The 21,069-nt window shown below is 54.1% G+C and carries 21 protein-coding genes; 11 read left to right on the top strand and 10 right to left on the bottom strand.

The genetic code is table 11. The annotated features are described in order from the left end of the window. Positions 1-88: 88 nt before the first annotated feature. Positions 89-796, bottom strand: coding sequence for a phage antirepressor KilAC domain-containing protein (locus KTJ90_RS20530; RefSeq protein WP_008924668.1), 708 nt, complete (start codon positions 794-796; stop codon positions 89-91). Between the two features lie 388 nt (positions 797-1,184). Between KTJ90_RS20530 and KTJ90_RS20525 the strand changes: the two genes are divergently transcribed. Then, the gene (locus KTJ90_RS20525) at positions 1,185-1,619 is read left to right on the top strand and encodes a 6,7-dimethyl-8-ribityllumazine synthase (RefSeq protein WP_008924667.1); all 435 of its coding nucleotides are present in this window, start codon (positions 1,185-1,187) and stop codon (positions 1,617-1,619) included. A gap of 51 nt (positions 1,620-1,670) precedes the next feature. After that, positions 1,671-2,144: a nuclear transport factor 2 family protein gene (locus tag KTJ90_RS20520; RefSeq protein WP_003855128.1), complete on the top strand. Its 474-nt coding sequence runs from the start codon at positions 1,671-1,673 to the stop codon at positions 2,142-2,144. Positions 2,145-2,188: 44 nt separating this feature from the next. On the opposite strand, the gene KTJ90_RS20515 is transcribed toward KTJ90_RS20520, so the two are convergent. Beyond that, complete coding sequence (locus KTJ90_RS20515; protein WP_003855127.1) at positions 2,189-2,584, bottom strand: hypothetical protein; 396 nt, start codon at positions 2,582-2,584, stop codon at positions 2,189-2,191. A 356-nt stretch (positions 2,585-2,940) separates the two neighbouring features. Here KTJ90_RS20515 and KTJ90_RS20510 point away from each other — a divergent pair, with 356 nt between their 5' ends. From KTJ90_RS20510 to KTJ90_RS20500, 3 genes are all read left to right on the top strand, one after another. After that, complete coding sequence (locus tag KTJ90_RS20510) at positions 2,941-3,711, top strand: hypothetical protein (RefSeq protein ID WP_003855125.1); 771 nt, start codon at positions 2,941-2,943, stop codon at positions 3,709-3,711. Between the two features lie 121 nt (positions 3,712-3,832). Continuing rightward, the gene (locus KTJ90_RS20505; RefSeq protein ID WP_039661432.1) at positions 3,833-4,222 is read left to right on the top strand and encodes a DUF1090 domain-containing protein; all 390 of its coding nucleotides are present in this window, start codon (positions 3,833-3,835) and stop codon (positions 4,220-4,222) included. Positions 4,223-4,688: 466 nt separating this feature from the next. Beyond that, entirely contained in the window at positions 4,689-5,963 is a 1,275-nt protein-coding gene (locus KTJ90_RS20500; protein WP_003855119.1) for a Glu/Leu/Phe/Val family dehydrogenase, read from the top strand. Between the two features lie 42 nt (positions 5,964-6,005). Here the strand turns inward: KTJ90_RS20500 and KTJ90_RS20495 are convergent, their stop codons facing one another. Continuing rightward, a complete protein-coding gene (locus KTJ90_RS20495; RefSeq protein WP_033763325.1) occupies positions 6,006-7,175 on the bottom strand; it encodes an ROK family transcriptional regulator in 1,170 nt (389 codons plus the stop codon). Between the two features lie 296 nt (positions 7,176-7,471). Between KTJ90_RS20495 and KTJ90_RS20490 the strand changes: the two genes are divergently transcribed. From KTJ90_RS20490 to KTJ90_RS20470, 5 genes are read left to right on the top strand one after another with little or no spacing between them, the layout of a single operon-like run. Next, complete coding sequence (locus KTJ90_RS20490; RefSeq protein ID WP_003855115.1) at positions 7,472-8,719, top strand: extracellular solute-binding protein; 1,248 nt, start codon at positions 7,472-7,474, stop codon at positions 8,717-8,719. 9 nt (positions 8,720-8,728) lie between these two features. Further along, positions 8,729-9,637 (top strand): carbohydrate ABC transporter permease, encoded by a 909-nt coding sequence (locus KTJ90_RS20485; protein ID WP_105099741.1) that lies wholly within the window; start codon positions 8,729-8,731, stop codon positions 9,635-9,637. Continuing rightward, a complete protein-coding gene (locus KTJ90_RS20480; protein WP_003855111.1) occupies positions 9,627-10,466 on the top strand; it encodes a carbohydrate ABC transporter permease in 840 nt (279 codons plus the stop codon). Before KTJ90_RS20485 ends, KTJ90_RS20480 begins: the two co-directional genes overlap by 11 nt. A 2-nt stretch (positions 10,467-10,468) precedes the next feature. After that, positions 10,469-11,416, top strand: a complete 948-nt coding sequence (locus KTJ90_RS20475) for a carbohydrate kinase family protein (RefSeq protein WP_110411957.1) — start codon at positions 10,469-10,471, stop codon at positions 11,414-11,416. Between the two features lie 2 nt (positions 11,417-11,418). Continuing rightward, positions 11,419-12,501: an ABC transporter ATP-binding protein gene (locus KTJ90_RS20470; RefSeq protein WP_485523252.1), complete on the top strand. Its 1,083-nt coding sequence runs from the start codon at positions 11,419-11,421 to the stop codon at positions 12,499-12,501. Positions 12,502-12,740: 239 nt separating this feature from the next. On the opposite strand, the gene KTJ90_RS20465 is transcribed toward KTJ90_RS20470, so the two are convergent. Then, positions 12,741-14,681, bottom strand: coding sequence for a methyl-accepting chemotaxis protein (locus KTJ90_RS20465; RefSeq protein WP_499027060.1), 1,941 nt, complete (start codon positions 14,679-14,681; stop codon positions 12,741-12,743). Positions 14,682-15,202: 521 nt separating this feature from the next. On the opposite strand from KTJ90_RS20465, the gene KTJ90_RS20460 reads away from it, so the two are divergent. Beyond that, a complete protein-coding gene (locus KTJ90_RS20460) occupies positions 15,203-16,336 on the top strand; it encodes a Fic family protein (RefSeq protein ID WP_008924656.1) in 1,134 nt (377 codons plus the stop codon). 74 nt (positions 16,337-16,410) lie between these two features. Here the strand turns inward: KTJ90_RS20460 and KTJ90_RS20455 are convergent, their stop codons facing one another. The 6 genes from KTJ90_RS20455 to KTJ90_RS20430 form a co-directional block, all read right to left on the bottom strand. Further along, on the bottom strand, positions 16,411-16,752 hold the full coding sequence (locus KTJ90_RS20455) for a YebG family protein (RefSeq protein ID WP_105099745.1): 342 nt from the start codon (positions 16,750-16,752) through the stop codon (positions 16,411-16,413). A gap of 156 nt (positions 16,753-16,908) precedes the next feature. Continuing rightward, positions 16,909-17,703 carry an SIR2 family protein gene (locus KTJ90_RS20450; RefSeq protein ID WP_003855101.1) on the bottom strand — a complete coding sequence of 265 codons (795 nt, stop codon included), beginning with the start codon at positions 17,701-17,703 and terminating at the stop codon, positions 16,909-16,911. Beyond that, the gene (locus tag KTJ90_RS20445; RefSeq protein ID WP_003855100.1) at positions 17,700-18,260 is read right to left on the bottom strand and encodes a non-canonical purine NTP pyrophosphatase; all 561 of its coding nucleotides are present in this window, start codon (positions 18,258-18,260) and stop codon (positions 17,700-17,702) included. Before KTJ90_RS20445 ends, KTJ90_RS20450 begins: the two co-directional genes overlap by 4 nt. 208 nt (positions 18,261-18,468) lie before the next feature. Then, positions 18,469-19,368 carry an ABC transporter substrate-binding protein gene (locus tag KTJ90_RS20440; RefSeq protein WP_499027057.1) on the bottom strand — a complete coding sequence of 300 codons (900 nt, stop codon included), beginning with the start codon at positions 19,366-19,368 and terminating at the stop codon, positions 18,469-18,471. Then, positions 19,365-20,159 carry an amino acid ABC transporter ATP-binding protein gene (locus KTJ90_RS20435; protein WP_499027055.1) on the bottom strand — a complete coding sequence of 265 codons (795 nt, stop codon included), beginning with the start codon at positions 20,157-20,159 and terminating at the stop codon, positions 19,365-19,367. The genes KTJ90_RS20440 and KTJ90_RS20435 overlap by 4 nt, the downstream gene beginning before the upstream one ends. After that, a complete protein-coding gene (locus KTJ90_RS20430) occupies positions 20,143-21,069 on the bottom strand; it encodes an amino acid ABC transporter permease (RefSeq protein ID WP_008924652.1) in 927 nt (308 codons plus the stop codon). The genes KTJ90_RS20435 and KTJ90_RS20430 overlap by 17 nt, the downstream gene beginning before the upstream one ends.

Below are 21,069 nucleotides of genomic sequence, written 5' to 3'. Positions count from 1 at the left end.
TTTGTCTCTGTATTTCAAGCCAGGCTTCAGTTATCGGTACATTTTATATATTTGTCCCTCTGCTCCGCCTGCTAAATCAAAGGCGCGGTTATGCGGCTGCGCCTTTAAGTTGAGCAGAAAGATGACCTGCCCAAAGGCTGGCGACCCATTTCACCCCTTTCGACGTAAAGCGAGCCTGAGAGAACGCGTGCTGGTTTTCGCCCGTGCCGGAGTGCAGCGTAAAATAGCCCGCCTGAAGATGGTAGTGCTGCGGGGTAAGTGTTCCCCTGGCACGATACATGATGTTTCGCTCCAGCAGGAACTGGCGGAACGCCGGTTCTTTCACTTTTAACATTTTGCAGAGCTGACGAAAGCCAAGACTCTCATCAACCTCAACGAAATTATCGAAGAACGCTGCCTTGGGTGCTGAGAGAGCCAGCTGCTGCTCAGCCGCCTGACGCTGTTCGAATTGCTCGGCCCAGGCGCGAGCCGCTTCAGCCGGGTTAGTGAAGTCAGGCAGATGTGAGGTTTTTTCGCGATCCTGCCAGCGATCCAGCACCTCAGCTGTGAAGCCTGGCGACAGGCGTGCCACGGCCAGCAGCGAGTCTCGCTTGTTGAGACGGTACTCCTGACGCACTTCCCCTTCCCGCTCATATTCATTCACGCTAAGTGGCTGGGAGAGACGCGCGGCCGTCTCCAGACTTTTGATTAAACGCTTCACTTCTCCATGTGTGATACCGGTCATCTGAGCCAGCTCACGACTGCTCATTGTGACCGATTGTTCCAGAGACCTGAGGCTTTCAGTCGATATCATCATGGATTCACCCCTCACTATCGCTTCCAATACCCGGCGGGCAGTCCATTTATTATACAAATACCTGTTCGGATATCCAGTATTTTATTTAAGCAATTCCGTAACTGGAAGCGGTTACGCAGATCAGGCAATAAGAGGCGGGTGTTGAACGAATAAGTGCGATGGCGTTGAGATTGTCAGCGCGTTATCCGCCTTTGCTGCAGCATATGAGGGTAATTTTCCCTTTGGTTATTTACATATAATCACAATGGTGGACACAGAATCTTTACATTACAGTATAGTGATGATTGTCAGCAGGTTAGTTGCCTGCCAGACTCACTATTTTGATTCGGGGTGCAGGGGCGCAAGCTGGCTCGTTACCACTGGATGTCACCTATAAATGGAGAAAGTCATGCAGCCGTTGAAAGTCGCCTTTATTAAAGCCAACTGGCACAGCGAAATCGTTTCGCAGGTTCTGACAGGATTTGAACAGGAACTGGAGAGCCGTGGGACCTCATACGAAATGAAAACCTGGGATGTGCCAGGGGCTTTTGAAATGCCGTTACTGGCGCAACGCCTTGCGCAGACCGGCAATTTTGATGCCATTGTCTGTGCAGCACTGGTGGTAGATGGTGGCATCTATCGTCATGATTTTGTCGCCCAGGCCGTGGTCAGTGGTCTGATGCAGGCGCAGCTGGCAACCAATGTGCCGGTTTTCTCCGTTTCCCTTACGCCACATAATTTCCAGCCTTCAGCCGAGTTTATCGACTTCTATACACAGCACTTCGTGAAAAAGGGTCAGGAAGCGGCACGTGCTGTCTGCCAGATTCACGCTCTCGAACTCTGATCATCCCGAATAATGATGGGGCTGCAGCCTGCGCGATAAAAGGAAACAACATTGGAAAATTCACGTCCGCCTCTACCGCCCTTTACCCGGCCTGAACAGGCAATTGAAAAAGTCCGTCTGGCCGAGGATGGCTGGAACAGCCGTGATGCTGAGCGGGTCTCTCTGGCCTATTCAGCGGATAGCCAATGGCGTAATCGCGATACCTTCCTGACCGGCCGGGCAGAAATTGTCGCTTTCCTTCAGCAAAAATGGCAGCGGGAGCAGGAATATCGGCTGATTAAGGAGCTGTGGAGTTTTGACCAGAACCGGATTGCGGTTCGGTTTGCTTATGAATGGCATGACGAGCAGCGTCAGTGGTATCGCTCCTATGGCAACGAGAACTGGGCCTTTGACGAGCAGGGATTAATGATGCAGCGCTTTGCCAGCATCAACGATCTTAAAATCGATGAAAAACAGCGATTGTTTCACTGGCCACAGGGGCGGCGTCCGGACGACCACCCCGCGTTGAGTGAGCTCGGTTTATAGTGTGAACGTACCAGCGGAGAGCGCGGCTCTCCGCCGTCATCAAATCAGCCCTGCACACCCTTATTTTCGACAAAGGTAGCTTTGCTGTTTGTAACCGTGTAAGCCACTTTTTTGACATCCTCAGGTGACGTGGTCACTTCTACAGGTGCGATTGTCACTCGACCCATACCAAACAGGGTTGGCACATAGCCGCCAATCTGGTGCTTTCCGGCAGGAACGTGCAGCAGCATGCTTTCGCCATTAGGTAATCTGCCGGCGTCTTTGCCATCTACGGTCAGGAACACACTGGAGCCATCATCTGCACGGGTCTTGATGTGTGAGACATCAATCTGCGTCGGACCAGCCGCAAATTCATCTGGCGCATCGCTGGCGGCATGTTTCGCACAACCAGTCAGTACAGCCGCAACCGTTACCACGGCGAGAGTAAAACGATAACGCATGGGACACTCTTTCTCCTGATCATCAGAACCCGCTATTTTAACGATTTGCCGGGTGGATGTAAGGGGTTAAGCAGTCAGCATGCTCTTAAAAAGGTAACAGGAGATCCGTTCCCGGTATATTTGCGTAAAGAATCTTTACTGAATAAATACACAGTTCTTTTCAAACGGTCCTGGACAATTTAACTCTCTGATCATCATGAATTTACCATCAGAATAATAACGAATAAGCGAAGCGTCACGCGGCTTTCTCGCCGATTTTACACGGCTTTTCCCTGTTAATTCGCTGTTATAAGGTTCATAGTAGCCACTCATCCCCGGTTCAATACGGCGGCCTCTCCCTCAACAGAGGGCACGATATGCATTCTTTTACTACCGATACTATTTGCGGATTAACGGGTACGCATCCGGCTAACCTTAAACGCTGGATTAAACAGGGTTTACTGACGGCGCAGCAGAATCCCGACATCTGGAACGATGATCATCTCAGCGAAATCTATGCCTTAGTGGGATTAACCGCTACAGGCGCGACGCCTGAAGAGATCAGAGAGGGACAGCTGGCCGCATCAACGGTCACGACCTATGGCTGGGCAGCGCGTAAAGGCGACATGCTCTGGCAGCTTGAATTTGGCACACCCTTGTCGCTTGCCCGTCAGATGCACAACATGTCCAGCAACTACAGTGGTGATGATTTTATCATCAATCTTTTGCGACCTCTGAGCGTCTGGCTTCATGCCGATCAGCGTCAGGGTGCATCGCGACGCCTGGCGCGTTTTGAGCAATCTGTGCAGCAGCAGGCGGATAAAGTGATGCGCCTCTCATCGCGAAATAAATCATCAGTCCCTTTATTTCTGGAAGCGGTGAGTGTTCTGGATAAGACTGAAATCTGGCTCGAAGCGATTCGTCTTACTGCCATGGGCTTTAATGTCGAGGTGGATTCACATGCAAGTGGAGAACCTGCACTTAAGACCGAGCTTTACCAGCATCATGTCATGTGGTGTGGTGCCGGGATTTCTCAGGAAATGCAGGACTACTTTGAACAGCAGCATCAGAATGGTCACCCGGTAATGCTCAGCGGCCCGGATCGTAACCTGCATTACTTCCACTCTTCTGCATCATCAGCTGCCTGAAGCAGGCAGCCCTCCATTTCCCTTCTTTTCTTCCACCGCCGGTAAATTTTTTTTCGTTAAGAATCTCATAAGCTGGCTCCGTATACTGGTGCCACGATTCTGACTCATTGACGAGACGATAATGAAAAAGACCTTACTGACCTTCTGCCTCTATCTGTTACCACTTAGTTTGACTGTGGCTCATGCGGCCACGGCCCTGACAGGGTGTGCCGCCAAAAAGCAGGCGATCAAAACTCAGCTCTCTTATGCGCGCCAGCACAATAATACTCATCAGGTTGCTGGCCTTGAAAAGGCGCTGCGCGAAGTCGATCAGCACTGTAGCGAAAGCAGCCTGTCAAAGGAACGCCACGAAAAAGTGACAGAGAAAAAGCGCGAAGTACAGGAACGGGAACAGGAACTGGCAAAAGCAAAAGCAGAAGGACGCAGCGCCAGCAAGATCCAGAAGCGTGAAGATAAACTGGCCGAAGCGCGTCAGGAACTGAATGAAGCTGAACAGGCCCTGAGCCGTTAACCATCTTTTGGGTCAGCCCTTTTACTGGCCCGCTATTTTTGTCTTTTCTGCACGACTCCCTCCCTCTTTTCTAAATCACTGATTAGCCAGCGCTATTAGCGCATGACTCATTACTTTATGTAATCCTTTGATTACTTATTCTCATGCACTTAATTGGTGCAACAAAGTCAACACAGATGCGATCAATTATTTAACTTTTTGAGCACCCTCAAAGAATTGAAAGATAGCGATATTTCCCGCCCTATGCAGAAAATACGCACTTAAGCCGCATCATTATTCGCATTAAGCCAGTAACTATAACTAATCTATGCACTCGGGTTGCCCCAAAACAGGGCGTCGCTGCACGTCAGCATGCCTGGCGCCGCATCTTATTTGTTTCAGGAGTGTTAGATTATGTCCGCGCAATACACTGCGTTTAACGTCCACGGCTCCACACAATAAATAACTTCATTAAGAAAGGTTTTTTATGGATAAGTTATCTTATGCGTCTGAAAGTAGCACATCTGCCTGGTCCACCTATCTGCAACAAATCGACCGGGTTGCGCCTTATCTGGGCGATCTTTCACGTTGGATAGATACTTTGCGTCATCCAAAACGTGCGTTGATTGTTGATATTCCTCTCCAGATGGATGATGGCTCAATTCGCCACTTCGAAGGCTATCGCGTTCAGCACAACCTGTCGCGCGGGCCAGGTAAAGGCGGTATTCGCTACCATCCGGACGTCGACCTTAATGAAGTCATGGCCCTTTCCGCCTGGATGACCATCAAGTGTGCGGCAGTTAACCTGCCCTATGGTGGTGCCAAAGGGGGTATTCGCGTTGATCCTTTCAAACTGTCCGATGGCGAACTTGAACGACTGACCCGCCGTTATACCAGCGAGATCGGCATTATCATCGGGCCGCAGAAAGATATTCCGGCACCGGATGTTGGCACCAACAGCAAAGTGATGGCATGGATGATGGATACCTACTCCATGAACCATGGCACAACGATCACCGGCGTCGTCACGGGTAAACCTATTCATCTGGGCGGTTCACTGGGACGTGAAAAAGCTACCGGTCGCGGCGTATTCATTACCGGACGCGAAGTGGCGCGTCGTGCCGGTATCGAAATTGAAGGCGCGCGCGTTGCGGTTCAGGGCTTTGGTAACGTGGGTAGCGAAGCAGCACGCCTGTTTGAAGAGGCCGGCGCACGCGTGGTCGTGATTCAGGATCATACCGCCACACTGTTTAACGCCGATGGTATCAATATGGCCGCACTGACTGAATGGCAGATCGCCAATAAGCAGATTGCCGGCTTCCCTGGCGCTCAGAACATTGATAAAGAGGCGTTCTGGACCACCGGGATGGATATACTGATTCCGGCCGCACTGGAAGGACAGATTACCCGCGAGCGTGCTGAAGTCCTGAGTTGCAAAATCGTGCTGGAAGGGGCAAACGGACCAACTTATCCGGATGCCGATGACATGCTGGCAACGCGCGGCATTATTGTGGTACCGGATGTGGTCTGTAACGCGGGTGGCGTAACGGTCAGCTACTTTGAATGGGTGCAGGACATGGCGAGCTTCTTCTGGAGCGAAGATGAGATCAATCGTCGCTCAGATAAAATCATGACGGAAGCGATGGTTCACGTCTGGGAGAAGTCGAAGGAGAAAGATTGCTCGCTCCGCACCGCAGCCTATATCGTGGCGTGTGAGCGCATTCTGATGGCGCGTAAAGATCGCGGTATCTATCCAGGTTGATACGAAAGGCGCTGTTGCCTGCAACAGCGCCGATTTCCTTGCCTACTTCATCAGTACCTGAAACTGCGGGTTAAATTCATCGAAAATCGGCAAGGCTGCAGCACCCAGCGCAGCGGTATCGCTGCCGGTCATACCAATCTTTAGCCGCATATCAAACAGATAACGACCTCGCACCGACTGATAAAGCGGTGGCAATCGTTTTATCATCTGCTCCAGCAAAGGCGCAGGCATCATCCCACCAATTATTACCGCTTCAGCATCAAACACCGACTCCAGAATATTGATCGCCTGACGCAACGGCGTCATTACACTCTCAATCCAGGCAGTAAAGCGCGCGGGTTCAATCTGCAACAAATCTTCTGGTAACGCTCGCATCGGATCGAGGCCGCAGAATTCATACGCTGCCTGCAATGAGACATACCGCTCCAGACAGCCCTGATTGCCGCAGTAACAGTCCCTACCGCCCGGCTCCACCACGATGTGTCCGATCTCGCCCGCATTTTGAGCGTGGCCGGTATAGATATGGCCATCGGTGAAGATGCCTGCACCCAGACCGGTGCCGATGTAGAGATAGATAAAGGAATTAAGATGCCGCGCCGTGCCGTGAAAGCGCTCGCCGATAGCGGCCACCGTGGCGTCATTTTCCAGCGTGACCGGTAATCCGCTGATAGTGGCGAGCTCCGCCTCGATATCGACCTGCTCCCAGCCGTTCAGTGTCGTGGGGCCTGTTGATGAGATCCCCTCTACGCCAAAAGGCCCCGGCATCACCACGCCAATACCCAGCACTTTCTGCCATTGTGTGCCAAGGAAAGCGCGCATCTCTTCCAGCACGCTGGCAATGCACGCCAGAGTAGCAGCAGGCTGAGGCTTTTGCACCATAAGGAGGCGGCGGAAATGCACTTCGCCGCTAAGATCGACCAGCACCAGCAACAGTGTCTGGTGATCGAGATGAATCCCGATTGACCACGCACTGGTGGGATTGAGCGTGACCGGAATCGAAGGCTGACCTCGCCCGCTGCGGCGCGGCTGTCGGCTGGTCAGCAACTCGGCCTGCTCAAGCTCCGCTACGATATTCGAGACAGTCTGCGGCGTCAGCGCTGTCATGCGAGCCAGTTCGGCACGGGTCAGCTCACCGTGAAGTCGAATGGCTTCAATCACCACACGTCGGTTGTGCGCCCGCGCATGTTCAAGGTTGGTACCCGAGGTTTTCATGTTGTTTTCCATTACAGCGGGGCCTGACAGTATTGGTCCCCAGAGTCGTTCGGGCAAACAATATCTTTGATGCTGCACGCAATTTCTGCACATCAGAATAGGCAATTTTGCCATAAAAGCGCAGTCTGTGTGTTAGCGTTGTTACGGCTTTGTTGCACAGATCTTCACCACTGTGGCATGCCGTTTGCTTAACTCCTGATAGGTCAGTTTATATGCTGACCAAATTACGCCCCCGATTAAATCAATCAAATTGATTTAATTAACCGACAGCCTGTTGCTGCATAGTGGAGAAGACCATGTCACAGCGTTATACCCCCAAACTGAAAGCCGGTTTTGCTGCCTTACTGATGTTAAGCGCAGGCAGCGCGGCGGCGGCCAGCCAGATCAATGCCCTGTTTATGACTCAGGCGGCTTACAGCGAAAACGATATCCGCGCCATGACGCAAAATTTTCAGAAGCAGCACCCGGATGTCACTGTCAATCTGGAGTTTGTTCCTTACGAAGCGCTGCACGATAAAATCGTGGCAGCGCGCGGTGCAGGCGGTAATGGCTATGATGTGGTGCTCTTTGATGCCATCTGGCCAGCAGAGTTCGCCCGATTTGACCTGCTGCAGGATGTCAGCGCACGCATTACGCCAGAGGAAAAAGAGAAGGTCTTTCCGGGCGCGATGAACACGGTGATTTACAAGGGTAAGACGCTGGGTATGCCGTGGATTCTGGATACCAAATACCTTTACTACAACAAAGCGATGCTGGCTAAAGCGGGCATCACCACCCCGCCGCAGACCTGGCAGCAGGTGCTGGATGACGCGAAGATCATCAAAGATAAGAAGATCGTCAACTATCCGCTGGTCTGGAGCTGGTCTCAGGCTGAAGCGCTGGTGTGTGACTACACCACGCTGGTGTCAGGCTTTGGTGGAAAGTTCTATCAGAACGGCAAGCTCGACTTCTCCAGTCCTGCCTCTCTTAAGGCGCTGAACCTGATGAAAAGTTCGCTCGATGATGGGCTGAGTAATCCAGCTTCCCGTGAATATCTGGAAGAAGATGTGCGTAAATCGTTCTCTAATGGCGATGCGGCTTTCGCGCTGAACTGGACCTACATGTACAACATGGCGAACGATCCTAAGCAGAGTAAAGTGGCGGGCGACGTTGGCATTATGCCAGCGCCGGGCGATGCGCCTGGAAAAGTGGGCGCAGTGAACGGCTCAATGGGACTGGGTATCACCAAAGGCAGTACGCATGCCAATGAGGCGTGGCAGTACATTCAGTACATGACCTCACAGCCTGTCCAGAATCAGTATGCCAAGCTCAGCCTGCCGATCTGGAAATCTTCTTATCAGGATGAGGCGGTGAAAAAGGATCAGGAGAGCCTGATTGCCGCAGCGGATAAATCATTAAACGTGATGCTGTCACGTCCAGAGACTGCTGATTATTCTCGTCTGTCCAATCAGCTGCAGCAGCAGTTACAACAGGTCTTGCTGGGAAAAACCCCGGCGCAGGACGCGATGGCAACGGTTGATAAAAGCGCTGCCCGGCTGCGTTAAGGAGTCATGATGCTGAGTTTGCGTCAACGCGAACAGCGTCAGGCATGGGTGCTGCTTGCACCCATGCTGCTGGTGATGCTGTTGTTAACCGCCTGGCCTCTGCTGCGCACTATCTGGCTGAGCTTTACTGATGCTGCGCTGATTGGCAGCGGTGAGTCACCCGCCTGGATTGGCCTGGAAAACTATCTCTATGCGCTTAGCGATCCCGACTTTCGGGCGTCGATCTGGCGCACGCTCTACTTCACCGTTGTATCCGTCACCTTCGAAGGCATCATCGGTGTGCTGGTCGCGCTGCTTTTGAATCAGAAATTCATCGGGCGCAACGTGCTGCGGGTGCTGGTGATTCTGCCATGGGCGCTACCGACCATTGTCAATGCCATGATGTGGCGGCTGAACTTTAACCCTGATTACGGCAGCATCAACGCCCTGCTCAGTCAGCTCGGTATTATTGATGGCTATCGCAGCTGGCTTGGCTCGCCGGATGCGGCACTCAACGCGGTAATGTTCGCGGATATCTGGAAAAACTATCCACTGGTCACGCTACTGGTGCTGGCGGCACTGCAATCGATCCCTGAGGATCTGTTTGAAGCGGCACGGCTGGATGGCGCATCCGCCTGGCGTCGTTTCCGGGCGATTACCTTCCCGGCAATTGTTGCCCCGCTTGGCGTTGCACTGGTATTACGCACCATCGATGCTTTTAAAATCTTCGACATCATCTATGTCATGACCCGCGGCGGCCCGGTGGACAGCACCAAAACCTTAAGCTTTTTCGTCTATCAGGAGTCGTTCAGCTATCTGCGTGCTGGCAGTGGTGCGGCCTACGCAATATTGATGACCCTGATGTGCGCCCTGCTTATTACGCTTTACCTGCTGATGTTATGGCATCAGCGTCGCCGGAGTTCCGCTTATGAAAACTAAACTGCGGGGTATGCTGCGTTATATGGCGGCGCTGCTGGTCGCCATCAGCATTCTGGCGCCAATGGGTTGGCTGTTTTTAATGAGCGTCAGTTCTGCCAGTGATCTTTCACGCGTTCCGCTGGAGTGGCTGCCGCGTCAGTGGGATTTCAGCCGCTATCAGGGACTGGTTTCACTGGCACCAAACCAGCCGGGCAACATTTTTCTGCATGCACTCGGCAACAGTTTGCTGGTAGCAACGGTGGCAACGGCGATTTCGTTGCTGCTGGCAATACCGGCGGCATTCAGTTTCTCACGCTACAGCGGACGTGATGCCTGGCTCTCCGGTGCACTGGCGATCTATATGGTGCCGCCGGTGGCGTTTGTTCTGCCGCTCTACTTTCTGCTGCAACAGCTGGGGTTGCTCAACACACGTCCCGGTCTGGTGATGGTCTACTGCTCGCTAATCCTGCCGTTTCTGACCTGGATGCTGAAGAACCAGTTTGACTCGCTGCCGCGTGATATCGAACAGGCAGCGCGTCTGGATGGTCTGCGCTTCTGGCAGGTTCTGCTACGCATCACACTGCCGCTGGCGAAACCAGTGCTCGGTGCCGCAGCACTGTTTGGCTGGCTGCTGGCCTGGGATGAGTTTTTCTACGCGCTGCTGTTCACCAGCAACATTTCAGCACAGACACTGCCAGTCGCGATTGCCGGTTTCACCGCCGGACGTGCGACCGATGATGGCCTGATCGCGGCGATTGGTATTCTGGCTTCGGTGCCGCCACTGTTTATTGCCATCTGGTTGCAGAAAACGCTGGTCAGCGGTCTCACCAGCGGTGGAAGTAAGGGATAATTATGGATAAGACCATTGCGTCCACACTTTATGTGGTGGGCAACATTAATGTCGATTTAATCATGGGTACGCTCGGCGACTGGCCGGCACGCGGTACGGAAGTGATGCTGCAGCACAGTGCGTTACGTCCCGGTGGCTCAGCGGGTAATTGTGCGCTGGCGCTGGAGGCAATGCAGGTGCCGCATCGGGCTATTGCCAATCAGGGTGACGATGGCTTCAGTCACTGGCTCGCCAGCCATTTTCCCCACAGCGCCGCACACTGGCCACGTTACGCCTGTGAGACCTCGCTCACGGTGGGCATAACCCATCCTGATAACGAACGTTCGTTTTTGAGCAATCACGGTCATATTACCGTGCTCACCGCTGACGATGTGCTGGCGCAGTTACCCCAGCAGGCGACGCAGGGCGATATTGTGCTGCTGTGTGGCACCTTTCTCTGTCATGAACTTTATCGCCGCTATCCGACGTTGCTGGCCGCGCTACAGCACCGAGGCTTTTGTGTCGCCGTGGATACCGGCTGGCCGCCTGCGGGCTGGAGTGATGAGCTTCGCCTGGAAATGGGTAACTGGTTGCCTGACTGTGACTGGCTGTTGCTGAATGAAGTGGAAGCGTTGGGTCTGGCGGGCGCAGACCTGCTGGAACAGAGCGGTAAACGGCTGGCGGCTCAGCTCAGTGGTCGCGGTGGTTGCGTGATTAAGTGTGGCGCAGAGGGCGCGCGTCTCTGGTCTGCGGCCTCGGTGCAATTTGCCGCCGGTCAGCCGGTGACGGTAGTCGATACCATTGGGGCCGGTGACAGTTTTAATGCCGGTTTTCTGACTGCACTGCTTTACCGCCAGTCATCGCATACCGCGCTGCGCTGGGGCATTGAAGTGGCCTCACAGGCAATAAGCAGCTCTCCGCGCCGCTATCCCAGCTGGCAACAACTCCAACTATCAAATGAGGTGCGCTGAACATGGCCAGTGTTGAACTTGTACAGGTGGCGAAGCGTTATGGTAAACAGAGCGTGCTGCACCCGCTGGATTTAACCATTCCTGATGGCAGTTTTACTGTTCTGGTCGGCCCCTCCGGCTGCGGAAAATCGACGTTGCTGCGGCTGCTTGCCGGGCTTGATACCGTCTCTGATGGGGCGATTATGCTGGATAAAAAGCGGATTAACGATCTCGATCCTGCCGACCGGGATATCGCCATGGTATTCCAGAGCTATGCGCTCTATCCGCACCTCACCGTTGCAGAGAATCTGGCGTTTCACATGCAGGTAAAAAAGGTGAAGCGCGAGGAGCAGAAAAGCAAAATCGCCCGCATCGCCGGCATTCTCGGCATCGATCAGCTCTTACAGCGTTATCCACGGGCCTTGTCCGGCGGACAGCGGCAGCGTGTAGCGATGGGACGAGCCATGGTCCGCAACCCACAGGTATTTCTGTTCGATGAGCCGCTCTCAAACCTGGATGCCCAGTTACGTATGGAGCTTCGTGCCGAAATTAAATCCCTCCATCAGCGCTTCAACACCACGATGGTTTACGTTACCCACGATCAGGTCGAGGCTATGACGCTGGCGGATCAGATTGTGGTAATGAAAGAGGGCGTGATTGTGCAACAGGGCGCGCCGCTGGCGATTTATGATCGGCCGGTTAACACCTTTGTGGCGCGGTTTATCGGTTCGCCGCCAATGAACCTGATGGATGCCTGCTTCCAGTCACGGGATGGCCTGCCTGGTGTTTGCTGTGGTAAGCAGTGGCTGCCATTGCCGCCTCGCTGGCACCGTGCCGCGCAGCAGCAGGCCGGCCAGCCGGTTACGCTGGGCGTGCGCCCTCACGATCTGATTTTTGATGCCAGCGGACAACCCGCTGCGGTAAATATTGTGGAAATCACGGGTGAATCAACGCTGTTGCATCTGAACTGGCAGGGCTTCCCGTTGCATATGCAGTTGAGCGGTCGTAGTGACGCCATGCCTGGCGGTACGCTACCGGTCACCGTAAACCCGGAGAAAATGCACCTGTTTGATGCCAGCAGCGGTGAGCGGCTGACGGAGCAATGATTAATCTGAAGTCAGTAGTGAATGCAGGGGGCAAACCCGCTTAAAGCGATGGGAGCATACGCCTGTAGCAACGCATCGCGGGCTATGGACAAAAAACTCCCGGCGCTTTTTGAACAACGTAAAGCGTTAGCCCGGCTAAGGACGCACCTCAGGGCTGAGGTGCGTCATCGCCACGTTGAGTCGCCATGGATGGTGCTCTTGCGTCTTTGCGTAAGGCGTATGCTCCCTGAGCTGCATCCTTATGCCAGATGGAACTGCTCCACCGTCTGTGACAGCTGCTGCGCCTGATCTTCCAGTGAGCTGGCGGCCGCCGACATCTGCTGCACCAGCGCGGCGTTCTGTTGGGTCACGCCATCCATTTCATTGACGGCAATCGTCACCTGGCTGATGCCACGCGCCTGTTCGCTTGATGCAGTAACAATCTCACCAATGATGCCCTGCACTGAACTGACCGCGTGCATCATCTCCTGCATGGTTTTACCGGCATCGTTTACCAGCCTGACACCACTCTCGACTCGCACGCTCGACTCCTCAATCAGTGCGCCAATCTCCTTCACCGCGTTCGCGCTGCGCTGGGCAAGGTTACGCACTTCAGAGGCGACTACCGCAAAACCACGGCCCTGTTCTCCGGCACGTGCGGCTTCCACCGCCGCGTTCAGCGCCAGAATATTGGTCTGAAAGGCAATGCTGTTGATCATCGTGGTAATGTCGCCGATCTTTTTCGAGCTGTCATCGATCTGCGCCATGGTCTGCACCACCTCACCCACCAGCGAGGCACCGCGACTGGCAATATGCGTCGCGTTTTCAGTCAGGCTGGTTGCCTGCTGCGCATTGTCGGCATTCAGACGAATCGTGGCGCTGATCTGTTCCATACTGGCTGCGGTCTGCTCCAGCGCAGCAGCCTGTTCCTCGGTGCGTGATGCCAGATTGAGGTTGCCGCTGGCGATCTCGCCCGCGCCCTGACGTACTGATTCACTGGAATCTTTTATCTGTCCAACAATCTGTCGGAGCTGGCTTTGCATGGTGCTAAGCGCGAAGAACAGGCTGCTGCTATCCCCCCTCTTCACCGGGATCCGGTTATCCAGCTTGCCATCAGCAACGGCCAGGGCAATATGCGCCGCTTCAACCGGCTCGCCCCCAATTGGACGCAGCACTTTACGGCTGAACAGCATGCCCAGTACCGCGCCGACCAGCAGAACGCTGACGACCATCAGGATCACCGCCCACATCAGCTGCTGGGTGGATGCGGCCATCACCTGACTGACCGGTGCAACAACGCCCAGATACCAGGCTTTGTCGCTGTTCCCAATCACTATTGGCTGCCAGGTAACCAGGGCATCTTCACCCAGCACGGCATCAAAATGCTGTACGACTTTCGACGTAAAGCCATCTTTTTCCCCTTTCCACGGTTTCCCAGCCTCATCTTTCACCGGCGAGGAGACAACGTTACCGTTACTGGAGAGTAGCAACGCATAGCCGCTGCCCTGCCAGGGTTTAATCTGATTCACTTTCTGTTGTAGTGAAGCCAGGGATATATCAGAGGTGACAACTGCTTTTAAGGTGCCCTGATCCATAATGACGGCCGCTACGGAGGTGAGCAGGGTCGGCACGCCGTTATAGGCATAACTATAGGGTTCGGTAAGCGTGTCTTTTTGTGATTTTTGCGGAACCAGATAGTAATCGCCCTGACCCGGCGTCAGATAAGAGAGCAGCGGATGCATGGCATATTTACCTGCTGCGTCACGATCCACAAAAAAGGCATAGCGCCCCTGTGGCGCCTGTCCAGGCTGTGAGGCGAACTCTGCATCACGGCCATCAAACGCATTCTGTTCAAAGATGACTGACATCGACAGATAGTCAGGATTCGCGCGTAACGCATACTCCATCACTTTATCGACCGCTTTGCGATCGGTAATACCGGCGCGGGGTAACGCGATCAGACTTTGACCGAGAAGGCTGGCAACATCGCGGGCATGGCTTAGCTCCTGCTGCACCTGCAAGGCACGGCTTTGCGCAATCTGCTGCAGATATTTTTCGGCCAGTAGTTTTTGTTCTTTACCTGATTGCCAGCTGAGGACCCCAATTGTCACGGTAAATCCCAGCACTATCGTTAAACCACCCATGATTAACATCTGCGCACGGGTACTCATTTTTTTCTTATGCGTTACCTGACCGGCCATAGTGATTCCCCTGGAATTTACCTGCCTCAATACCTCCCTGTGTTCATGGTGCTCCTGAGATCATTTATCGGCGGCGTTTTTTTGAACTTTAATGGGGCTTATCCTGCCGTGATGGGGGTCTCAACGTGCGCGGTTCAGGAAAGTTGATCGCCAGGGGAAGATGGCAAAACTGCAGAACGGGCTTTTTTTGATCTGCAACAATATCGCCGTCCGCTATTACTGTCAGTTTATGTCAACAGTTGCTGTAGCCCCCTTATCGCAGTGGAGAGAGAACAATGATCGGTAAATCAGGATTGGCTGTTGGGATGGTTGTCTGGCTAGCGTATATCGCCTGGATCGTTCACTACTATTCAGACACTTTTATGCAGTTCTCCCGCTAGTAAACAGGGCCTTCGGGTCCTTTTCTTTGCCTGCCATTCCGCACGGTTGGCCTGTGAGCCAAATATCCGCTATTATCGACTCATCTCGTGAGCCGATTAACCACACTTATTCGGCTCATTCTCTTTAACCGTGAGTGGATGATGAGCGTTGACTGGATCTGGCAACAGCCGGAATGGCCCCAATTTCACTGGCAGGATAACGAGCTGCTACCACGCCTGCGCCATTTGCAGCAGCAGCGCGGTTTGCTGCTTGGCCGCGCCAGCCTGCAGTCAGACACTGAATCACAGACGCTGGATACCCTGTTGGGTAATATTCTTTCCTCTTCGGCAATCGAAGAGGAGCGGGTCAACGTGCAGTCAGTTCGCTCGTCTCTGGCGCGCCGGTTAGGCGTTACGGAAACGCAGCCCTATCCGGTCTCGGATCGGTCAGAAGGACTTGCCGCGATGATGCTCGATGCCATCAACAATCGCAGCCAGCCATTAACGCTGGAACGGTTATTTCAGTGGCACCACTGGCTCTTCCCGGCAGATGAATGGACAGTACAGCGCCTGAGCGTCGGGACGTTGCGTGGCAGTGAACCGATGCAGGTGGTTTCAGGACGCATAGATCGTCCCACGGTACATTTTGAAGCCCCACCGCGACACGGACTGGAGCAACAGCTGGCACAGTTCATCGCGTGGTTTAACAGCAGTCAGCATGATGTGATGCTGGACCCGCTACTGCGGGCCGCCATCTGCCATCTGTGGTTTGTCACGCTACACCCTTTTGATGATGGCAATGGCCGTATCACGCGAGCATTGACCGATCTCGCCCTGGCACAGGCTGACAGCCAGAGCATCCGCCTGTACGCCATGTCTCCGGCAATACTGGCGCAGCGTGCCGGGTATTACCGCATCCTTGAGCAGACGCAGAAAGGCGGCCTTGATATCACCCGTTGGCTGGTGTGGTTTCTGGATATCCTGGATGAGAGCCTGAAACAGGCATTGGATGTTATCGATCGCACACAGTTGAAAGCGCGATTCTGGTTACGACATCAGGGGATGGCATTAAGTCCGGAACAGGTAAAAGTCCTTAACCGGCTGTTAGACGGTGGCGAGCAGGGTTTCGAACAGGGGATAAGCGCCAGCCAGTATCAGAAAGTCGCGAAAGTAAGTAAAGCCACGGCGACCCGTCATCTGGCGGATCTGGTTGAAAAAGGCTGTCTGTTCCGGCTTGAGGGAGGCGGCAGAAGCACCCGCTATCAGGTTAAAACCCGCGAGATACTTACAGATTAATGGGATGAAAGCGGTGATCAAACCGTTATTCAAAAACAGCAATGCCGGAAGGTTCGCTTCCGGCATTGTGGCAATTACGCGGCTTTAACAGCGCGCACTTTCCTGGCAGCAGGCTCTTCAGCCTGATCATCCGCGCCAGCCTCTGACACGGCTTCCGGTTGAGAGACGGAGACTGCCGCTTCCGGCAATTTGCTGGTGCGCAGAATATGCTGAACCGCATCTTTCTGTTCTGCAATCAGCAGGCCCAGGGTTTCAGCCTGAGATTCATCCAGTGCAGGTTGATGCTGTAACAGCCAGTCAGTGAAAGCTTCGGCCATATCGAGCATTTTGTCGTAGGCATCGGCCTCTTTCTTATTGGCAAACGTCATCTTCTCTTCACCCTTTCTGACTACAACAAATTTTGTTTCAACAGCCATCTTTTCGCCCTCAGGTACTGTGTATACATACAGTATATCATGCCGGTTATGCTTTGCCAGCAGAGAATAGAGTTTATCGGTTATGCACCGGCTAACCTTAACCGGGCGCAGGTTTTTTTTATTTTCCTGAGACTTCTCTGCCGGAAACTGCGCTGACTAGACCAGCAGCTCTTCGAGAAACATCGCCAGCGCCTTGCGTGGATCGTCTTCTTCAGAAACGATCACCTCGATCCCCCACTGCCCCAGCACCTCTTTGGCGACCGGGTTATTACGGTTAGTGAACAGATACGATTTTGGTCGCGCCGTCGCCAGCCCGGTGCGGCCCCACATTTTAGTCAGACGGTAAAACAGCAGGCGAATGTTGAAATCACTGATGCTGTAGCCGACAAACAGCACAGAATTGCCCATCACGTCATGGGTCAGTTTAATGTCGAGCGGTGAGTCAAAATAGAGACGTTCGAAATAGCTGCTCTCATCAAGCACGATTGAGGTGTCATCATCGAAGTCACCGTGCAGTTTGATGATGTGGCGCTTATCTTCGGTCAAAGAGACCAGGTCGGCAGCATTGGCCACTTTATAATAGGGTACGCCGTGCGCGTCGTGCGCCGCTTCCAGCCAGCGATCATAGTTAGTAGTGTAAATGCGGGAGAAGTTACCCTGGGTAATCATGGTATGAATTTCAGAAGACCGGACATCGATATCAGGACGGTGCCACTCGCGATCCATCCAGCTGCGCAGCGGGCCTAACGAACCTTTCTTCTGCTTGTAATACTCCGCCAGCGACAGATGCGTGCCATAGGTATTAAAGATTTTGGGATCGTAACCCAGCTCGTTTGCAAGATGCGCAATCAGTTCGTGCCACTCGGGAAGACCAAAATTGCGCGAAATACCGGCACCGGCAAATAGAATCAGTTTGCCGGAATCATAGGCGCGCTTAAGTTCAGGTTTCATGCCACTCCCCGCGAGGTTTTTAAAAAGGTAGCGAAGCGATCCAGCGCAATGCGCCGCATCGAAATCTCATTCTTGAGTTCACCCATTTCCGCAAAGGTCTGGTCATAGCCTTCGGGAATAAACACACAGTCCCACTGAAAGCCGCGTGTCCCGGCAGGTTTCGCGGCGATGGTGCCACGCAGTTCGCCAGAAAACTGATACATTTTACGGCCATCGCAATAGCCCAGCACCGTTTTAGCCGTCACCGCCTGGCTGTCGAGCCCCTGCACCAGCGCGGTAAAGCGCTCAGCGTCCAGGCGATTCCAGAAGATGCGGGTCAGACCGGCGGGCAGACCATTGAGGCCATCCAGATAGAGGCCGGTATGCTCCACAAACAGCGGTCGCCCAATCAGCGAAAACGCTTTGGTGAGTTTGTCGCGCACCAGGTCGAGCTCGTTTTCAGTCTGAATTTCTTCGATGCGACGGGCAATGGGCAGCACTTCGACCCCGATGGGTTCGAGTATTTTGCGCACCTCAGCCAGTTTTGGTTCATTGGCAGAAAGGAATCTGATTTTCATGGGGCTTCCAGGTTAATTACTCCACCAGGCACTGAATGTTAACGGAAACAGGCGGGCAGGATAAATCACTAACGCTGAAGAGTGTAGCTCAATTCGGTGTGGCGCTGCGAGCCGGGGGCGGTCAGACGAGAGAGGCGCGGGAGGGGATCCAACATTGTTCTGGCTCACTTTTTTAATGAAAAGCCGGAACAGCGCCGGATCTGTGGACTCAGTAAAAAATGCCCGGTGGATTTACTGTGGAGTGCGTAATAGCTTCATCCTGTTCCCCCCAGCGGGCCAGCACCTGCTGATACTGACCGCCCGTAATGGTGCCGTCGAGCGCAGCCTGTAGCGCCGGGGCCAGACCATTGCCCTTTTTGGTGGTCACGGCAACCCAGGCGCGAAACGGCCCACTGCCCACCAGTTTTGTCTGTCCGCGTGACGCCACTTTCCAGGCCGCCATGGAGTGAGGCCCAAACATCGCATCGGCCCGCCCAGACAGCAGCGTCAGCGTCGCCGATGCATCATCAGTAAGGTAGATCGGCGTTACCGCAGGCAGACCTTGGGTCCGGTTCTGCTGATCCCAGCTCAGCAATATGCGCTCCTGATTGGTGCCCGACGAGACGATAATTCGCTTGCCGGCAATATCCGCCGGGCTATTAATCCGGCTGATTTGACTGTCGCTTTTCACCGCAAAGGCGTGATTGTCGGCGCGATAGGTCGCAAAATCGAACTTCTTCTTGCGCTCTTCAGTAACGGCTATATTGAACATCGCGACATCATAGCGTCCGGCGCTGATGCCCAGCGGCCAGTCCTCCCATGAAGCCGAAACCAGCTTCAGCTTTAAGCCCAGACTGTCCGCCAGCAGTCTGGCAATATCCGGGTCACTGCCAATCCGTGTCATGTTGTCTGACGCCAGCAGTGACAGCGGCGGTGAGTTGGTGGCTGAGGTCGCAACCGTCAGCGTACCAGCTTCGATAAAATGAAAACCAGCGGGAATTTTAGCGATCGCCTGCGGATTAACCGGGGCAGGGATCGGCACCTCATTTTTAAGCACATCAAGCTTCTCAGCCGCTGAACAGGTCAGCGCCGGAAGAAGCATCAGCGCGGTAAACGTTAGCCCTCTCATAACACGCGCGCCAGGAAACGGCGGGTGCGTTCATGACGCGGATGATTGAGCACCTGCGTCGTGCTGCCCTGCTCCACAATCCGGCCATCCACCATAAAGACCACGTTATCCGCCACTTCCCGGGCAAAGCCGATCTCATGCGTCACAATCACCAGCGTAGTCCCGGAACGTGCAAGCTTTTTAATCACGTCGAGGACTTCTCCGACCAGCTCGGGGTCCAGCGCCGAGGTCGGCTCATCGAACAGCATGACACGCGGATTAAGCATCAGCGCACGCGCAATAGCGATGCGCTGCTGCTGCCCGCCCGACAGATGACGTGGCCAGGCATCCGCTTTATGGCGCAGGCCCACAATATCCAGCAGTTCACCGGCGCGCTGTATCGCTTTCGTTTTCGTTAACTGCCGATGCGCAATCGGCGCTTCAATCAGGTTATCCAGCACGCTAAGGTGTGGGAACAGATTGAAATTCTGGAACACATAGCCGACGTTGATGCGCTGGCGCAGAATCGCTTTCTCTTTCAGCTCATAAAGCTTATTGCCGCGTTGCTGATAGCCGATGTAGTCACCATCAATCTGAATAAATCCCTCATCGACCCGCTCCAGATGATTAATGGTGCGCAGGAGCGTGGATTTACCGGAACCGGAGGGGCCAAGAATCACCGTTACTGAACCGGGTTCCAGCAACAGCGAAACATCATCCAGCGCTTTATGTTTACCAAAACGTTTACTGACCCCGGTGATACTGATGGCTCCGGTGGTGTGTGAAGTGCGGTAATCAATGGCTTCGGACATGGCTGATCTCCTCGGTTGGATGAAGGGGTGTGACGCGGTTGCGCCACTGTCGCCAGCGAGAGGGTTGCGGTTCACGCGTGACGCTGCGGGCCATCCAGCGTTCAGCGTTATACTGAATCACGGACAATACGGTGGTAATTATCAGATACCAGGCGGCCCCCACCATCAGTAGCGGGATCACTTCCTGATTACGGTTGTAGATCATCTGGATGGTGTAAAACAGCTCCGGCATCGCCAGCACGTAAACCACGGAAGTGCCCTTCGCCAGGCTGATGATCTCGTTAAAGGCGACAGGAATAATGGCGCGCAGTGCCTGCGGCAGAATGATGCGGAAGGTGCGGCGCGTGGCGGAGAGACCCAACGCGGACGCGGCTTCTACCTGACCGTGATCGACACCGAGGATCCCGCCACGAATAATCTCCGCACTGTAAGCCGCCTGCACCAGCGTCAGACCAATAACGGCAGCCTGAAACTGGCCCAGTACGTTAATCGTCTGATACGCGCCCCACGACAGACCGGTGAACGGAATGCCGATCGACAGGGTGTCGTAAAGATAGGAGAAGTTATAAAGAATAATCAGCACGACAATCAGCGGCAGTGACCTGAACAGCCAGATATAACCCCACGCCAGCGTGCTCAGCAGCCATGACGAGGAAAGTCGCGCCAGCGCCAGCAGACCGCCCAAAAGCAGGCTGAATACTGTGCCCAGCAGGGTCAGCAGCAGCGTCTGACCCAGGCCATGCAGGATCACAGGATCAAAGAACCAGCGGGCAAACACGCTCCACTCCCAGCGTGGGTTAAAGGCCACCGACTGCACCACGCCCGCCAGTATAAACAGCGCCACGATAGCCCCGGCGGTGCGTGCCGGGTAGCGCGCTGGCACCACCTGTAGTTGTTGATGCTTGCTCAT

It is taken from the genome of Pantoea jilinensis (assembly GCF_019104105.1).
GTDB classification, from domain to species: Bacteria; Pseudomonadota; Gammaproteobacteria; order Enterobacterales; family Enterobacteriaceae; genus Pantoea; species Pantoea eucalypti.
The sequence above is the reverse complement of the archived record's forward strand: the minus strand, read 5'-3'. Positions and strand labels throughout refer to the sequence as shown.

What these genes read in the sequence shown, in the direction of transcription:
- KTJ90_RS20460 (WP_008924656.1), top strand. Translation starts at nt 15,203, where the DNA reads ATGAGCGTTGACTGGATCTGGCAACAGCCGGAATGGCCCCAATTTCAC.
- KTJ90_RS20470 (WP_485523252.1), top strand. Translation starts at nt 11,419, where the DNA reads ATGGCCAGTGTTGAACTTGTACAGGTGGCGAAGCGTTATGGTAAACAG.
- KTJ90_RS20525 (WP_008924667.1), top strand. Translation starts at nt 1,185, where the DNA reads ATGCAGCCGTTGAAAGTCGCCTTTATTAAAGCCAACTGGCACAGCGAA.
- KTJ90_RS20500 (WP_003855119.1), top strand. Translation starts at nt 4,689, where the DNA reads ATGGATAAGTTATCTTATGCGTCTGAAAGTAGCACATCTGCCTGGTCC.
- KTJ90_RS20505 (WP_039661432.1), top strand. Translation starts at nt 3,833, where the DNA reads ATGAAAAAGACCTTACTGACCTTCTGCCTCTATCTGTTACCACTTAGT.
- KTJ90_RS20515 (WP_003855127.1), bottom strand. Translation starts at nt 2,584, where the DNA reads ATGCGTTATCGTTTTACTCTCGCCGTGGTAACGGTTGCGGCTGTACTG.
- KTJ90_RS20440 (WP_499027057.1), bottom strand. Translation starts at nt 19,368, where the DNA reads ATGAGAGGGCTAACGTTTACCGCGCTGATGCTTCTTCCGGCGCTGACC.
- KTJ90_RS20490 (WP_003855115.1), top strand. Translation starts at nt 7,472, where the DNA reads ATGTCACAGCGTTATACCCCCAAACTGAAAGCCGGTTTTGCTGCCTTA.
- KTJ90_RS20510 (WP_003855125.1), top strand. Translation starts at nt 2,941, where the DNA reads ATGCATTCTTTTACTACCGATACTATTTGCGGATTAACGGGTACGCAT.
- KTJ90_RS20445 (WP_003855100.1), bottom strand. Translation starts at nt 18,260, where the DNA reads ATGAAAATCAGATTCCTTTCTGCCAATGAACCAAAACTGGCTGAGGTG.
- KTJ90_RS20465 (WP_499027060.1), bottom strand. Translation starts at nt 14,681, where the DNA reads ATGGCCGGTCAGGTAACGCATAAGAAAAAAATGAGTACCCGTGCGCAG.
- KTJ90_RS20530 (WP_008924668.1), bottom strand. Translation starts at nt 796, where the DNA reads ATGATGATATCGACTGAAAGCCTCAGGTCTCTGGAACAATCGGTCACA.
- KTJ90_RS20495 (WP_033763325.1), bottom strand. Translation starts at nt 7,175, where the DNA reads ATGAAAACCTCGGGTACCAACCTTGAACATGCGCGGGCGCACAACCGA.
- KTJ90_RS20485 (WP_105099741.1), top strand. Translation starts at nt 8,729, where the DNA reads ATGCTGAGTTTGCGTCAACGCGAACAGCGTCAGGCATGGGTGCTGCTT.
- KTJ90_RS20480 (WP_003855111.1), top strand. Translation starts at nt 9,627, where the DNA reads ATGAAAACTAAACTGCGGGGTATGCTGCGTTATATGGCGGCGCTGCTG.
- KTJ90_RS20475 (WP_110411957.1), top strand. Translation starts at nt 10,469, where the DNA reads ATGGATAAGACCATTGCGTCCACACTTTATGTGGTGGGCAACATTAAT.
- KTJ90_RS20435 (WP_499027055.1), bottom strand. Translation starts at nt 20,159, where the DNA reads ATGTCCGAAGCCATTGATTACCGCACTTCACACACCACCGGAGCCATC.
- KTJ90_RS20430 (WP_008924652.1), bottom strand. Translation starts at nt 21,069, where the DNA reads ATGAGCAAGCATCAACAACTACAGGTGGTGCCAGCGCGCTACCCGGCA.
- KTJ90_RS20455 (WP_105099745.1), bottom strand. Translation starts at nt 16,752, where the DNA reads ATGGCTGTTGAAACAAAATTTGTTGTAGTCAGAAAGGGTGAAGAGAAG.
- KTJ90_RS20450 (WP_003855101.1), bottom strand. Translation starts at nt 17,703, where the DNA reads ATGAAACCTGAACTTAAGCGCGCCTATGATTCCGGCAAACTGATTCTA.